The sequence below is a fragment of the Yoonia sp. MH D7 genome (genome assembly GCF_054439475.1).
Genome location: NZ_JBTJCF010000001.1, coordinates 2,140,643 through 2,153,374, shown reverse-complemented (window position 1 = coordinate 2,153,374; position 12,732 = coordinate 2,140,643). Strand labels below are relative to the sequence as shown.

Here is a 12,732-nt window from a genome sequence, read left to right as displayed (position 1 = left end):
TGTTGTGCACAGACAGGCGGCGTTTAGCGACTTCGATCCAGCGGGGGCAGAAGGTTACGGATCTTGCGGCAAATGCGTTCGCGTTTCAGTAGATTGAAGGCGCTTGTAGGCCGTCCAGTTTCCACGTCGGCTCAGCTTCGCAATAGGTCGCGAATACACGTCGATCGCGACCGCCAGATAAGAGAACTTTGATCTAGGTGAAATCTGTTACCCAGACCATGTTGGGTGCCTCGACATCGAATTTATTATCAACAACGACGGATGGCTTGCCGCCATATTTACATGGATGGCGTTTAGAGTTGATCCAAGCACATATCCCCCAGAACCCCGTTTAAATATGCGTCAAAGCGCGCGTCCGGTTGGCGCAGGGGGAAGACGTCGCCAAAAGGGTCAGGGGCCGCGATCTGGCTGCCCGACATCTCTTGCAGCACCGCGTGACCGCAAAACGGCACATAGGTTTCAGAATAACCGCCCTCATGCACCATGACGATTTTTGTGGTGGTATCCATCACACGGCGGGTCATCGCGCGAAATGTCTCTGCGGTCGCCAACATGCGGCCCAGCGGGTCATTCGCGGCGGCATCATAACCGCAGGCAACAATCAAAACATCCGGCGCAAAGTCACGGATCGCGGGCAGGGCAAGCCTGTCCATTGCCGCGAGATACCCCGTATGCCCGACACCGGGTGGCAGCGGAATGTTCAGGTTATACCCCAGACCCGCACCGCGACCACGGTCGGCAAAGGCACCGGTATCCATCGGGTAATTGCGGTCTTGGTGAATGGAAACCGTCAACACATCATCGCGGTCATAAAACACCGCCTCGGTGCCATTGCCGTGATGCACATCCCAATCCAGCACGGCAAACTTTTTCGCAAGCCCTGCCGCTTTTGCGGCCTCGATCGCGACGCCAATGTTATTGAGCAAGCAAAACCCGTTCGGGTAGTCGGGCAGACAATGATGACCGGGAGGGCGCGACAGCGCGTAGGCATTGCTCAAGCGGCCCTCTAGCACGGCAATCAGCGCCGCTTTTGCCAGTCCCGCCGAAAGTGCCGCGATCTCGAACCCGCCTGGACCGAACGGTGTGCGCGCGCCCATTTCGCCACCGCCAGTATCGGATAATGCCTGAAACGCATCCAGATAATGCGCCGGATGCACGCGCAACAGATCATCGTATGTTGCAGGAGCGGCCCCTTGCATCATCAATTCGCCCGATAGGCCCGTCACATCCATCAGGTTTTTGAGGCGGCGCTTTGTTTCGGGGCTTTCAGGCAAGCCGCCATTCATCGGCTGGACCAACCCGCCTACCGGCAACATGCCTGCGTAATTCCCGCCACCGTGCCAAAAACACTGCTCGTCCCAGAAAAACCCCGTGCTCATTGTCGTATCCTTATCTAACTACGCAGCAATCCGGGGCAAATTAATCCGCCTCTGGACGTATCCTGTAGATTCCTTCGGGCAAATCCAGTGCCGCCTTCAAATCCCGCGCCTGACTTAGTGAAAACGTTACCGTCATCATCTGATCGGTGCGTGGGTCCCATTGCGATACAGTCACCTGATCCTCAAAGGTGTTGATCACAACATCCTCTAGAAGTGGGTTTTTGTCCTCATCCACAAGGGTGATAACGGTGGCGTCATAGTCGTGCTCTATTGTAAACATATGTCTAACTTAATGATGTTGACTGAGAATTCAATCGCGCGATTGTGCGCCTGATAGGGCTGGCCCGCGCAGGGAATGATGCTAGACTAGGGCGACAAATAATAATCGATTGGCGCGATGCGGTTCCTGACTTTTACTTTTTTCCTTGGCATGGCGGCTTGCGCACGCACGCCGGTGTTTGCGCCCGTCGACGCGGGCGACCCTTTGCCTGCGCGCACCGCGATCCGCAATCTGGTCGCCGTGGTCGAAGCCGTGGAGCCGGTGGCAGAGGCGCTGTGCGTGCAACGCGCACCCACACTCAACTGCGACTTTTTGATTGTGGTTGACGAGACCCGCGGCGCGCCGGCAAACGCGTTCCAAACCCAAGACGACACAGGTCGTCCGGTGATCGCTTTTACCGTGCCTTTAATCGCAGAGGCGCGCAACCGCGACGAGTTGGCGTTCATTATGTCCCACGAGGTCGCGCATCATATTATGGGCCACATCACGCGACAAAACCAAAGCGCACTTGCCGGGGCGCAAATCCTTGGCGGGCTGGCGTATGTGCTGTCAGGCGGCAGCGAAGAATCGATCCGTCGGGGGGCAGAAATCGGGGCGGAAATTGGTGCGCGGACCTATTCGAAAAACTTTGAGTTGGAAGCTGACGCGATGGGCGCAGTTATCGCCAAGCAAGCGGGCTATGATCCGTTAAAAGGTGCGGAATTCTTTCTGCGTATTCCTGATCCTGGACATAAATTCCTTGGCTCACACCCCGCCAATGGCGACCGCCTTGCAACCGTGCAGCGTGCTGTATCGCGAATGTAGTAATTGCGCTTGTCTCGGCTTTCTCAATCATGCATCACCGCTATGTTCTCAGGGCGGGGTGCAATTCCCCACCGGCGGTATAGCCCGCGAGCGCTTGGTGGTTTCCAAGGTCAGCAGATCAGGTTTAATTCCTGAGCCGACGGTCATAGTCCGGATGAGAGAGAACGCGTGTGCGCCCTTTTGGGGCGTCGCGTGTGATCGCGCCTTCGAGTGACGTGTCGCAGTTAAGGAGACCCTAAATGACACTCACCAGATACGCCTTCATCAAAGCCGCGTGGCATTCACAAATCGTGGATCGCGCGTTGGATGGATTTTGCGAAATAATACCTGCCGCGCAAGTGGATGTGTTCGATGTGCCGGGCGCATTCGAGATGCCGTTGATGGCGCAAACCCTTGCGAAGACGGGGAAATACGGCGCGGTGGCTTGTGCCGCTTTGGTCGTGGATGGCGGCATTTATCGCCATGATTTTGTCGCAAGCGCGGTAGTTGACGGGCTGATGCGTGTGGGGCTTGATACAGGTGTGCCGATCTTGTCGGTTTCGCTGACGCCGCACCATTTCCAAGACACAGATCATCACATTAAGATCTATGCGGAACACTTTGTCGAAAAAGGCCGCGAGGCGGCAAAGGCCGCGTTAATCGTCACGAAAGACTGCTGACGCCAATCGCGATAGCAACCAGAAAACAGCCAGAGGCGATGACAACAATGCCGTGCCATAGTGCGGTGGAAAATGGCATCGCCTTGGCCAGACAGAACGGCATGCCAAGGGGGTAGATCAGGCCACCTGCGGCGATCAGCCGGATCATCATGGCGGGCGCTTTGCCGGACAGTGGCCAGATCAGGAACGGGCTGAGCCAGTGTAACGCCGTAGACGGCTGTGGCGCCGGGGAAGGTGCCAATGCTCAATAGATAAATCGTCCCAATCAACGCGCCTGAAACGCCGATAAAATGCATAAATCCGTCGGCAATTCGTTCGGGAACGGTGGCGGTTGGATACAGGGGCGATCTCCTTTAAGTCTTGGTAACAATGGCGCGGGTGGCGTCAATTTGAACCTTGGGTCGTTGTGTAATGCAAATTATTGAAAATGTGGTTAAGGATCGCGGGTCAAAATACGCGGTTTCGGGCGGGCCTTGCGGGTCGTCCGACGACGCGGGCGCGTTCATTAAAGAGCTGTGCCGCATCAAGAAGTTCGCCAAGGCGACGCATAATACATGGGGGGTGATCTTGCCCGACGGGACGCCGCTAAAGGCCGATGACGGGGAAAGCGGGGCTGGGATGGTGATTTTGCGGATGTTGGAGCGTGCGGAGGTTGTGGGCCAGATTGTCGTGGTGACGCGGTGGTATGGCGGCAAGCATCTGGGCGGGGATCGGTTTCGGCATGTGCAGGAGTGTGTGCGGGTTTGGTTGGAAAGGTAAAACCTTATCTGCGGATAAGGTAAGTATTTGTTAATGTTTGGATTTACGACGAAGATGCCAGCGGTAGATCATAGGGGCCAGTATGTAGTCATACGCGAGGTCACTGATCTGATGTATGACAGGCAGGCCCACAATCTTTGCTAACCAGTGATAGCGCGGCATCTGACGCCATAGGACCAAGAACCCTGCTATGCCTGAGAATAATTCGCCTTCATGCACGACGTAGAGTCTGCGGGCGGCTTGATCGGGTGTTAAATCCCAGTTGGCCAAGGCGTTGGAGTTAAGGTCGTCAAAGCGGATCGGCAAGCCGTTCTTTGCTGCATAGTCCGCGTAATGCGTGACCTCGAAATTGCAGACGGGACATTCGGCGTTGAAGAGGACGGCGGTGGTTGCTGGTTTTTCCATGTTTTTGAGGTAGTATGGTGGGGGGTGGTTTCAATGGGGTTAAGGATGCGTGCGTAGCACAGGGGGGGGGCGATAGACGCGAAGTTTACCCTCTCTATCAGCCAGCGCGTGGACCGAGGGGGGGAACTGCGTCTTGCAAACTGTCGAGGACAGTTTGAGCAGTGAACGCGCGCAGCGCAGGGGGTGTGAAGCGTTTCGTTTGATTAATGCGCGGCGCTTGGACCTCGGGGCGGGTGCGAAGCGCCCTCCCCACGGGGGAGGTCCGGGCGCTGCCCAGCGAAGCTGGGCAAGAGAAGAACGAATAGGCTTCGTTTCAATACAAGCTAAATTTACCTGATAGAAAACCATTCAGACCGTTGCCTTAGTCAGATTGGCGTTGGCGAAGTCGATCCGTCAATTCAGTAAATCGTTTGGAACGATCATTGAAAACGTCCTCAAGGAAAATCTCGAGTGCTTCATAGATGTCAAGAATTGTCTCTGTTTCAATTTTGTCTCCATGGCTTCCTGAATTTATTATGGGTCTTAGGAGGCTAAAGAAATCGGTGTGTGTGCTATTTTGTTCGGCATACGAGCGTAGGCGATTTCCAAAAGAAACCCACTTTCCGTCAACTTCGTCGGGCACTCCGAAATGGGTCAGTAATGCTTCAAGACTATTTCGGATGGCGTTTGCTGCTAGTTTCTTATTGAACCAAAATACCTCAAAAGAATTAGTAAGTTCATCCTATACAGGCTGCGGCAGGCTTTTAGGCAGTTCAATGAGGTAAGGTGAAGGAGAAATGCATGTTACAAAGAAATACTCATCAAGCGTGCCATTGGGTCCTTGTTCGTAGTCTGGTTCGACTCCGCCAACACCACGAAGTATCGCTTCTTCGCCGCAAACATCGTTTGAACATCGCAATTTTGCAGTTAATGAAAGTTCGATATCTTCCCAACCACCGCCATCAGACTGCCAGTTGGAAGAGTAAGGAGGATGATATCCTTTGAGCTCTTCTGTAGGTTCTAAACGTCCAGATGAGCATCGGGAACAGGTAAAGTTAGCTAGGTTATTTCTTGAGTTTCCCCATTGCAGCAATTTACGATCAATCATAGTAAAGCCCCCCACAAATCATACTCACTCGCTTCCTCAACAACCACCTTCACAACATCCCCAACCTTCAACACATCCGTCCCCTCATCAATAAACAAGTTCCCGTCGATCTCTGGCGCGTCGGCCCATGTCCGGCACGTCGCGATGCCGTCTTCGTCGATGTCGTCCACGATGACTTGGAGGGTTTTGCCTACTTTGGCTTCGAGTTTGGCGGCCGAGATGGCTTGGGCTTTTTCCATGAAGCGGTCCCAGCGGTCTTGTTTGACTTCGGGGCTGACGTGATCGGGCAGGGCGTTGGAGCGTGCGCCTGCGACATTTTCGTATTGAAAGCAGCCGACGCGGTCGAGTTGCGCCTCGTCCAGCCAGTCGAGCAGGTGTTGGAATTCTTCTTCCGTTTCACCCGGGTAGCCGACGATGAAGGTCGAGCGCAGGGTGATGTCGGGGCAGATTTCGCGCCATGCACGGATTTCGTCCAGCGTTTTGGCACCTGCGGCGGGGCGGGCCATGCGCCGCAGGACGTCTGGGTGTGAGTGTTGGAACGGGATATCGAGGTAAGGCAAGATGCCGTTGGACGGGTCGGCCATGAGCGGGATCAGGTCGCGCACGTGTGGGTAGGGGTAGACGTAGTGCAGGCGTACCCATGCGCCGAGTTTGCCGAGTTCGCGTGAGAGGTCGAGGATATGCGAGCGGACCTCGCCGTCGCCCCACGGGTTCACGTCGTATTTGCGATCGAGCCCGTAGGCGGAGGTGTCTTGGGAGATGACCAGCAGTTCTTTGACGCCTGCTTGCACCAGCTTTTCGGCTTCGCGCAGGACGGCGTGGGCGGGACGGGATGCCAGTTTGCCGCGCATGTCAGGGATGATGCAGAATTTGCACTTGTGGTTACAGCCCTCGGAAATTTTGAGGTAGCTGTAGTGGCGCGGCGTGAGCGTGACGCCTGTGGCTGGCAAAAGGTCGATGAAGGGGTCGGGAGATGGCGGCACGGCGAGGTGGACCGCGTCGAGGACCTGTTCGTACTGGTGTGGTCCTGTAACCGCCAGAATTTGGGGGTGATGTTCGCGGATGTAGTCGGGTTCGGCCCCTAAGCAGCCTGTGACAATGACTTTGCCATTCTCTTTGAGGGCTTCGCCGATGGCGTCGAGGGATTCGGCCTTGGCTGAGTCGAGGAAGCCGCAGGTATTGACGATGACGGCGTCTGCGCCCGCGTAATCGGGCGAGATTGCGTAGCCTTCGGCGCGCAGGCGGGTGAGGATGCGTTCGCTATCGACCAGTGCTTTGGGGCAGCCAAGCGAGACCATTCCGATGGTGGGCTGGCCGTCACGTTTTGGCTCGCTGAAGCGGGCGGTCGGGGCGAGGTCGGGGCGCAGGGATGGCGGGTTTTGTGTCATGGGGTGCGTTGTATATCGGGGGCGAAGGATTGGGAAGATGTTGCGGGGCGGGTGTGGGGCCTCGCGGTTGCGAATATTTTCACTCTGATTCAGGGCAGATTTAGCAATTAAATGCGTTTTTGCAGATGATGGGCGCGGTACAAATCGGCCTTGCGCGCTCGCGTCTCTTTTTTCTGGGGCCTGGTTTTTGGAACCGGTTCAGGCTTTGTTAGGGTTTTGCGTCTAAGGTGGCGATAAGGCGGGTGACTTTGCGAATACCGATGACGTTGCCGACGCGGGCGTAGATGCGTCCTGAGCGGGTTAATCTGGCGAGGATGGCGCGTTCGGAGGGCGGAGTGTTTGTGTGGCGGGCTTCAGCAAGGCGGAGGTTGGCGATTGTATAGAAAAAGAATGCGACATCTGCGGGGTTGCGTTCGCCGGACATGATTTTTACCGCGCGGTGGATTGTGGTTAGGGCTTTGGAGAAATTTGTGGCTTCGATATGGAATTGTGCCAGTAGCAATTCGGCCTGCACGCTGTCGCCGCCAACGTTGAGTTTTGTGCAGAACCAGAAGCAAAGTTCTGCGCCTTCGACTTTTACGGCGGCGGGCACTGTGTCGCTAAATTCCAGACAGGCGAGGATGTTAAACAGGCTTGCTTGGGCAAGATCGGGGTCGTTTGCAGTCACAGAAAGGGCGCTGGCAAGTTGAAAATCTGCGATGCCCGCCGTGTCCATCATCGCCCGTCTACGCATTAATCCACGCGAATTCAGCGCACGACATAATCCGGCCACATCGATGCCCGCAGTCAGGTAGTTTGCCACGGACACGTCAAGTTTTTGGCATTGCACCAGCGGGTCCACGTCATCGAGAAAGGCGAACGAGACCTGAATGCGCGGCGCGAAAATCTGGGCCATCACGCCCGTCATTACGCCGCTTTGTGCAAATGACATGGCCTGATCGCGCAGATCAAGTGCAAGGTCACTATCGGCGCGATATGTTATGCGCGCGATCTCGGCGTAGGTCACCGCGATCAAAAACGGATCGTCTACCATGCCAAGCGCCTGCTTTTGCAGGGTAAGTGCATGTTGGGCGCGGCCTTGTGCAAATTCTACTTTGCTGCGCATGAGCGTAAAAAGCCATTTCAGATGGAGTATGAGCGGCGCCGCAATCCAGTCGCCCAAAGTGTCGGTGCTGCCGCGTAACATGTTCAGTCGATTTGAAAATGCGGCGGCGGTATCCACCGTGCAGCGGGTGAGATCCAAGGTATATGCGAGTGCTGCGCCGTGGCGCTGTTTGACGATCACCAACCCGAATTTATCCATCGAACGGCGGAAGTTGTCGATTTCGATTTCGACTGTGCGCGTGGATTTATGCCCTTTGCGGCCCTGCGAAAAACTGGCTTGCTGGTAGATGTGGTTGAAGGCCAAGGGGGGGCCACCAATCTGTTCGCGTGATGCCAGAAGACACAAGAACATGGCCCATTTACGGGCGTTGACGCGGTGTATTAGGTGCCCGTCCTTTTGCAGGTCGACGCCTGCTTGGGTGAGAGTCAGCGTAATCAGTGGTAAACACCTTTATGTCACTTTATGTTTTTTCAGTTTGAGAGAGTAATGACATCGGTGCAAGTCTTCATTTCGCACTGCCGATTTTGGTAAAGCGTTTTGGCCGTGGGTGCATTTTCACCTGCGTAGAACGTAGAGCTTCTGCCCATTTACCACTATCGGATTTTTAAAGTCGGAGATTCTAAATCTCCATTTTTGGTGCGTCACCAGCAGTGAGTGGTTGGTGGCGCACTAATGAGCTTAGCACAATTTGATGAGTTCCGAGATTTGCGTAGCGCTGTTGATGTCGGGCGCACTGTTGATTGTGTCGGCCATCAGCCGGGAAATTTTGGTGTATTGGAAGGCAGAAGGTCGCGGGTGCCGCGCCAGTCCTACAGTGGTCCCTGTGCGTCAAAAGAAAAGGGCCGCCACGTAAAGTGACAGCCCTGTGGTGTGTAGGATGGGGGCTAACCCATGCGCTGCGCTTAGCGGCGTCTGTCGCGCCGTGATGACATTGGCTGGAATGCCACGCCGACGTGAGCTTCGCAGTAGGGTTTGCCGGTTTGCACGTTCAATCCGCAGAACCAGAAATCCTCGGTCGCCGGATCGCCAACGGGCCATTTGCATGTCTTTTCGGTCAATTCCATCAGGCCGATCCGTTTGGAGCCTTTTTCGACCTCGGAGACTTTTGCCAAGGCTTCGGGCGAAATTTCGTTCGCTGACGGCTGTGGCGGCAGAGGTTGACCTGCCGGAATAATCGCACGGCGGGCTGCAGAGATGGGGATCCCGTTCTCGTCAAGTTCGAGGACTTCTTCCTCTACTTTCTTGTCGCTGGCCTCGATGACCGTTTTCGCGGCTGGCACCGGTTTTGGCTTGGCGGGGGCTTTGGTCGCGGTTTTCACCGCTGGCTTTTCTTTGGCAGCTTTGGCCGGCGCGGCCGCAGTGGTGCCTGCACGGTTCGAGAGCCCCAAACGGTGCACTTTCCCGATGACGGCGTTGCGTGTCACGCCGCCTAGTTCTTTTGCGATCTGGCTGGCCGACTGGCCTTCGCCCCACATCTTTTTAAGCGTCTCGACGCGATCATCTGTCCAGGACATTCAAATTCCTTTGAGTTCTTGGCGGGATGTAACAGCGCACATCGGGCCTTGCCTATTTCTTCAATCACCTATTGTAAGCATTGTGACGGCGGATGTGAAGCGTATCTGCCTAAATGAAGTGAGGTGAAGCAATGGATCAACACTCTGACATGGGCGTGCGGCGTTTCGGGCGCGTCAATTGGCTGGGAACTTGGACGCTTATGCGCCGTGAAGTGAAGCGATTTATGAACGTTTGGTCACAGACGGTGATGGCGCCGCTGATCAATGCGGGTTTGTTTTTGATGATTTTCACCATTGCGATTGGACCACAGCGTGGCGATGTGATGGGCGTGCCGTTTATGACGTTCCTAGCACCCGGAATTTTGACGATGACGGTTATTCAGAATGCGTTTGCCAATACGTCGTCGAGTTTGGCCTCTGCCAAGGTGCAGGGTAACATTGTGGATACGTTGATGCCGCCGTTGTCGGCCGCCGAGTTGGTGGCGGGGTATATTAGTGGTGCGGTGGCGCGTGGCGCGTTGGTTGCTGTGGTGATTGCGCTTGGGTGCTGGGTGTTTTTGGGCGTTGGCATGCAAAACCCTGTGTGGGTGATTGTGTTTGTGTTGTTAGGGTCGATCCTGATGGGGGGGCTTGGGATGATTGCGGGAATTTATGCCAATAAATTTGACCAGCTGTCAGCGATTTCAAACTTTTTGATTACACCGCTCGCGTTTTTGTCGGGCACGTTTTATTCGATTGATGCGTTGCCCAGCTGGTTGCAAGCCATGTCGCATGCCAATCCGTTTTTCTATATTATCGACGGGGTTCGTCGTGGCATGATTGGTGTGTCTGATAGTAGTCCGTGGGTCGGGTTGATCGTTGTTGGCGCGGCGTGTGCTGTGGTGATTGGTGTTTGCTGGACTTGGATGGATCGTGGATATCGCCTGAAGGCATAAACCACTTGCGCGCATGGGGCGGCTTTCGTAGGGTCGCCTCATGATGATACAAACGACATATGTGGTCCGACGCCGACGCTAACCGCGTCCGTCTAACTGTGTCCTCTAAATCCCCCATTTTCCATTGACATGACGCCCTGCCATTGGCACCAATCGGGCTTCTTTTATCCAGCAAAGGCTGATCCGCTATGATCCCATCTATTTTGCCCACCTATTCACGCGCCCCGTTGACGTTTGTTAAGGGTGAGGGCTCTTGGTTGATTGAGGCTGACGGCCGACGCTTTTTGGATTTGGGTGCGGGAATTGCGGTGAACGCGTTGGGTCATGCGGCCCCTGCTTTGGTCGAGGCACTCACGCAGCAGGCGCAAAACCTGTGGCATGTTTCGAACTTGTATAACATTCCGGCCCAGCAAAAGCTGGCGGATGCGCTGGTGGATAAGACATTTGCCGATACGGTGTTTTTCACGAATTCGGGGACTGAGGCCTGTGAGTTGGCAGTGAAGATGGCCCGTAAATATTGGTATGATAAAGGCCAGCCTGAGCGCCACGAGATTATCACGTTTTCGGGGTCGTTCCATGGGCGGTCAAGTGCAGGGATTTCGGCAGCGGGGTCCGAGAAGATGACCAAGGGGTTTGGGCCGTTGTTGCCCGGCTTTGTGCATCTGGAGTTTGGCGATCACGAGGCGCTGACCGAAGCGGCCAAATCCCCGACAGTTGCGGGTATCCTGGTTGAACCGGTGCAAGGTGAAGGCGGCATTCGGCCATTGCCAGACGCCTGCCTGAAGGGGCTGCGCGACCTCTGCGATGAACACGGCATCCTGATGATGCTCGACGAAGTGCAATGTGGCATGGGGCGTACGGGCAAGTTGTTTGCGCATGAATGGGCCGGAGTGACGCCTGATATTATGATGGTTGCCAAGGGGATTGGCGGCGGGTTTCCTTTGGGGGCGGTTCTGGCGAGCGAGAACGCGGCGTCGGGCATGGGGGCTGGTACGCATGGCTCGACTTACGGTGGCAATCCGCTGGCCTGTGCGGTTGGTGGCAAGGTGATGGAAATTATCGCAGATGATGCGTTTCTAGCGGAGGTAAACCGCAAGAGCGGATTGCTGCGTCAGAAGCTGGAAGGGCTGGTCGCCGCGCACCCTCAAGTATTTGAGAGCGTGCGGGGTATGGGGTTAATGCTGGGTCTCAAGTGCAAAGCGGTGAATACCGATGTTGTGAGCGCGGGGTATGATGCAGGGGTTTTGACCGTTCCTGCGGCGGATAACGTGATCCGTTTATTGCCGCCTTTGAACATTTCCGATGACGATATCTCTACGGCTGTGGAGCTGCTTGACGCCGCTGCCACGTCCGTTTCTTCCAAGTAAAAATATGTTGGGGGTTTGGGGGCGAGCCCCCAGCCTTGCCAGCCAAAAGCGAAAAGATTTATGACACATTTTTTAGATATCCATACGACACCGCAATCCGACCTGTTTGACATCATCGCCAACGCACGGCGCATCAAAGACGCGCGCGCGGGGCTATCCAAAGGCGCGTTGGACGCTGATCTGCCGCTTGACGGTAAAATGATCGCGCTGATTTTCGAAAAACCATCTACGCGTACACGCGTGAGTTTTGACGTGGGTGTGCGCCAGATGGGCGGGCAGACGCTGGTGCTATCGGGGACGGATATGCAGTTGGGCCACGGAGAAACCATTGCCGATACCGCCCAGGTTTTATCGCGCTACGTTGATTTGATTATGATCCGCACTTTTGAGGAACAGACCCTGATGGACATGGCTGAACATGCATCTGTGCCTGTGATCAACGGGCTGACCAACCGCACGCATCCTTGTCAGATCATGGCGGATATTATGACTTTTGAAGAGCATAACGGGCCGATCAAGGGCCGTAAGGTTGTTTGGTCGGGAGATGGTAATAACGTGTTTGCCAGTTTTGCACATGCTGCCAAGCAGTTTGATTTCGAGTTGGTGTTCACCGGGCCGCCGACGCTTGACCCTGAGCCTGCCTTGGACGGGTTGTATACCGTCGAGCGCGATCCGCATGTGGCGGTGCAGGGGGCGGATCTGGTGGTGACGGATACTTGGGTGTCGATGCATGATCCGCAATCTGCCCGCGAGCGGCGTCATAACCAGCTGCGTGGTTATCAGGTCAATGATGCGTTGATGGCCAAGGCAAATCCGGATGCGTTGTTCATGCATTGTCTGCCTGCCCACCGTGACGATGAGGCCACATCATCGGTGATGGACGGCAAGCACTCGGTTATTTTTGATGAGGCAGAGAACAGGTTGCATGTGCAAAAGGCGATTATGCGCCACTGTTTGGGTGTTTGAGTTTGTCATCTGAAAGCCTCTGGCGAGAGTTTGAGGCGACATAGAAAAACGGGAGATCCCGCCGCATTTGGTTTGCGGCGGGAT

At 55.4% G+C, this 12,732-nt stretch carries 14 protein-coding genes, 2 pseudogenes and 1 riboswitch; of the genes and pseudogenes, 6 read left to right on the top strand and 10 right to left on the bottom strand.

All coding sequences use genetic code 11. The annotated features are described in order from the left end of the window. Positions 1–141: 141 nt before the first annotated feature. From ACXLHR_RS10530 to ACXLHR_RS10520, 3 genes and pseudogenes are all read right to left on the bottom strand, one after another. Positions 142–319 (bottom strand): annotated as a pseudogene (locus ACXLHR_RS10530) (IS3 family transposase); the annotation flags it as partial. Then, positions 294–1,379, bottom strand: a complete 1,086-nt coding sequence (locus ACXLHR_RS10525) for a class II histone deacetylase (RefSeq protein WP_458791390.1) — start codon at positions 1,377–1,379, stop codon at positions 294–296. The pseudogene ACXLHR_RS10530 and the gene ACXLHR_RS10525, both read right to left, overlap by 26 nt. Before the next feature lie 40 nt (positions 1,380–1,419). Further along, entirely contained in the window at positions 1,420–1,659 is a 240-nt protein-coding gene (locus tag ACXLHR_RS10520; RefSeq protein ID WP_458791389.1) for a hypothetical protein, read from the bottom strand. A gap of 117 nt (positions 1,660–1,776) precedes the next feature. On the opposite strand from ACXLHR_RS10520, the gene ACXLHR_RS10515 reads away from it, so the two are divergent. Together ACXLHR_RS10515 and ACXLHR_RS10510 are read left to right on the top strand one after the other, a co-directional pair. Further along, positions 1,777–2,463 carry a M48 family metalloprotease gene (locus tag ACXLHR_RS10515; RefSeq protein WP_458791388.1) on the top strand — a complete coding sequence of 229 codons (687 nt, stop codon included), beginning with the start codon at positions 1,777–1,779 and terminating at the stop codon, positions 2,461–2,463. 40 nt (positions 2,464–2,503) lie between these two features. Further along, positions 2,504–2,633, top strand: a riboswitch (FMN riboswitch). 69 nt (positions 2,634–2,702) lie between these two features. Continuing rightward, a complete protein-coding gene (locus tag ACXLHR_RS10510) occupies positions 2,703–3,122 on the top strand; it encodes a 6,7-dimethyl-8-ribityllumazine synthase (protein WP_458791387.1) in 420 nt (139 codons plus the stop codon). On the opposite strand, the gene ACXLHR_RS10505 is transcribed toward ACXLHR_RS10510, so the two are convergent. After that, a complete protein-coding gene (locus tag ACXLHR_RS10505) occupies positions 3,106–3,363 on the bottom strand; it encodes a hypothetical protein (protein ID WP_458791386.1) in 258 nt (85 codons plus the stop codon). The two genes, ACXLHR_RS10510 and ACXLHR_RS10505, sit on opposite strands and share 17 nt — an antisense overlap. A 170-nt stretch (positions 3,364–3,533) precedes the next feature. Here ACXLHR_RS10505 and ACXLHR_RS10500 point away from each other — a divergent pair, with 170 nt between their 5' ends. Continuing rightward, entirely contained in the window at positions 3,534–3,881 is a 348-nt protein-coding gene (locus tag ACXLHR_RS10500) for a YigZ family protein (RefSeq protein ID WP_458791385.1), read from the top strand. Positions 3,882–3,911: 30 nt separating this feature from the next. Here ACXLHR_RS10500 and ACXLHR_RS10495 read toward each other — a convergent pair whose 3' ends face one another. The 6 genes and pseudogenes from ACXLHR_RS10495 to ACXLHR_RS10470 form a co-directional block, all read right to left on the bottom strand. Next, on the bottom strand, positions 3,912–4,286 hold the full coding sequence (locus ACXLHR_RS10495) for a thiol-disulfide oxidoreductase DCC family protein (protein ID WP_458791384.1): 375 nt from the start codon (positions 4,284–4,286) through the stop codon (positions 3,912–3,914). A gap of 361 nt (positions 4,287–4,647) precedes the next feature. Further along, positions 4,648–4,977: pseudogene (locus tag ACXLHR_RS10490) on the bottom strand (DUF4145 domain-containing protein); the annotation flags it as partial. 30 nt (positions 4,978–5,007) lie between these two features. Beyond that, positions 5,008–5,373, bottom strand: coding sequence for a hypothetical protein (locus tag ACXLHR_RS10485; protein ID WP_458791383.1), 366 nt, complete (start codon positions 5,371–5,373; stop codon positions 5,008–5,010). Next, entirely contained in the window at positions 5,370–6,761 is a 1,392-nt protein-coding gene (gene rimO / locus ACXLHR_RS10480; RefSeq protein ID WP_458791382.1) for a 30S ribosomal protein S12 methylthiotransferase RimO, read from the bottom strand. Before rimO ends, ACXLHR_RS10485 begins: the two co-directional genes overlap by 4 nt. Before the next feature lie 208 nt (positions 6,762–6,969). Further along, on the bottom strand, positions 6,970–8,217 hold the full coding sequence (locus ACXLHR_RS10475; protein WP_458791381.1) for a hypothetical protein: 1,248 nt from the start codon (positions 8,215–8,217) through the stop codon (positions 6,970–6,972). 551 nt (positions 8,218–8,768) lie between these two features. Then, positions 8,769–9,380, bottom strand: a complete 612-nt coding sequence (locus ACXLHR_RS10470; protein WP_458791380.1) for a GcrA family cell cycle regulator — start codon at positions 9,378–9,380, stop codon at positions 8,769–8,771. 131 nt (positions 9,381–9,511) lie between these two features. Here ACXLHR_RS10470 and ACXLHR_RS10465 point away from each other — a divergent pair, with 131 nt between their 5' ends. The 3 genes from ACXLHR_RS10465 (at position 9,512) to argF (ending at position 12,648) form a co-directional block, all read left to right on the top strand. Further along, positions 9,512–10,315: an ABC transporter permease gene (locus ACXLHR_RS10465; protein ID WP_458791379.1), complete on the top strand. Its 804-nt coding sequence runs from the start codon at positions 9,512–9,514 to the stop codon at positions 10,313–10,315. Between the two features lie 188 nt (positions 10,316–10,503). Beyond that, positions 10,504–11,682 carry an acetylornithine transaminase gene (locus ACXLHR_RS10460; RefSeq protein ID WP_458791378.1) on the top strand — a complete coding sequence of 393 codons (1,179 nt, stop codon included), beginning with the start codon at positions 10,504–10,506 and terminating at the stop codon, positions 11,680–11,682. A 60-nt stretch (positions 11,683–11,742) separates the two neighbouring features. Further along, the gene (argF, locus tag ACXLHR_RS10455) at positions 11,743–12,648 is read left to right on the top strand and encodes an ornithine carbamoyltransferase (protein ID WP_458791377.1); all 906 of its coding nucleotides are present in this window, start codon (positions 11,743–11,745) and stop codon (positions 12,646–12,648) included. Positions 12,649–12,732: the final 84 nt, after the last annotated feature.

Coding starts and splice junctions, on each gene's coding strand:
- ACXLHR_RS10520 (WP_458791389.1), bottom strand. CDS start 1,659: ATGTTTACAATAGAGCACGACTATGACGCCACCGTTATCACCCTTGTG.
- ACXLHR_RS10515 (WP_458791388.1), top strand. CDS start 1,777: ATGCGGTTCCTGACTTTTACTTTTTTCCTTGGCATGGCGGCTTGCGCA.
- ACXLHR_RS10525 (WP_458791390.1), bottom strand. CDS start 1,379: ATGAGCACGGGGTTTTTCTGGGACGAGCAGTGTTTTTGGCACGGTGGC.
- ACXLHR_RS10510 (WP_458791387.1), top strand. CDS start 2,703: ATGACACTCACCAGATACGCCTTCATCAAAGCCGCGTGGCATTCACAA.
- ACXLHR_RS10470 (WP_458791380.1), bottom strand. CDS start 9,380: ATGTCCTGGACAGATGATCGCGTCGAGACGCTTAAAAAGATGTGGGGC.
- ACXLHR_RS10460 (WP_458791378.1), top strand. CDS start 10,504: ATGATCCCATCTATTTTGCCCACCTATTCACGCGCCCCGTTGACGTTT.
- argF (WP_458791377.1), top strand. CDS start 11,743: ATGACACATTTTTTAGATATCCATACGACACCGCAATCCGACCTGTTT.
- ACXLHR_RS10465 (WP_458791379.1), top strand. CDS start 9,512: ATGGATCAACACTCTGACATGGGCGTGCGGCGTTTCGGGCGCGTCAAT.
- ACXLHR_RS10475 (WP_458791381.1), bottom strand. CDS start 8,217: ATGTTCTTGTGTCTTCTGGCATCACGCGAACAGATTGGTGGCCCCCCC.
- ACXLHR_RS10495 (WP_458791384.1), bottom strand. CDS start 4,286: ATGGAAAAACCAGCAACCACCGCCGTCCTCTTCAACGCCGAATGTCCC.
- ACXLHR_RS10500 (WP_458791385.1), top strand. CDS start 3,534: ATGCAAATTATTGAAAATGTGGTTAAGGATCGCGGGTCAAAATACGCG.
- ACXLHR_RS10485 (WP_458791383.1), bottom strand. CDS start 5,373: ATGATTGATCGTAAATTGCTGCAATGGGGAAACTCAAGAAATAACCTA.
- rimO (WP_458791382.1), bottom strand. CDS start 6,761: ATGACACAAAACCCGCCATCCCTGCGCCCCGACCTCGCCCCGACCGCC.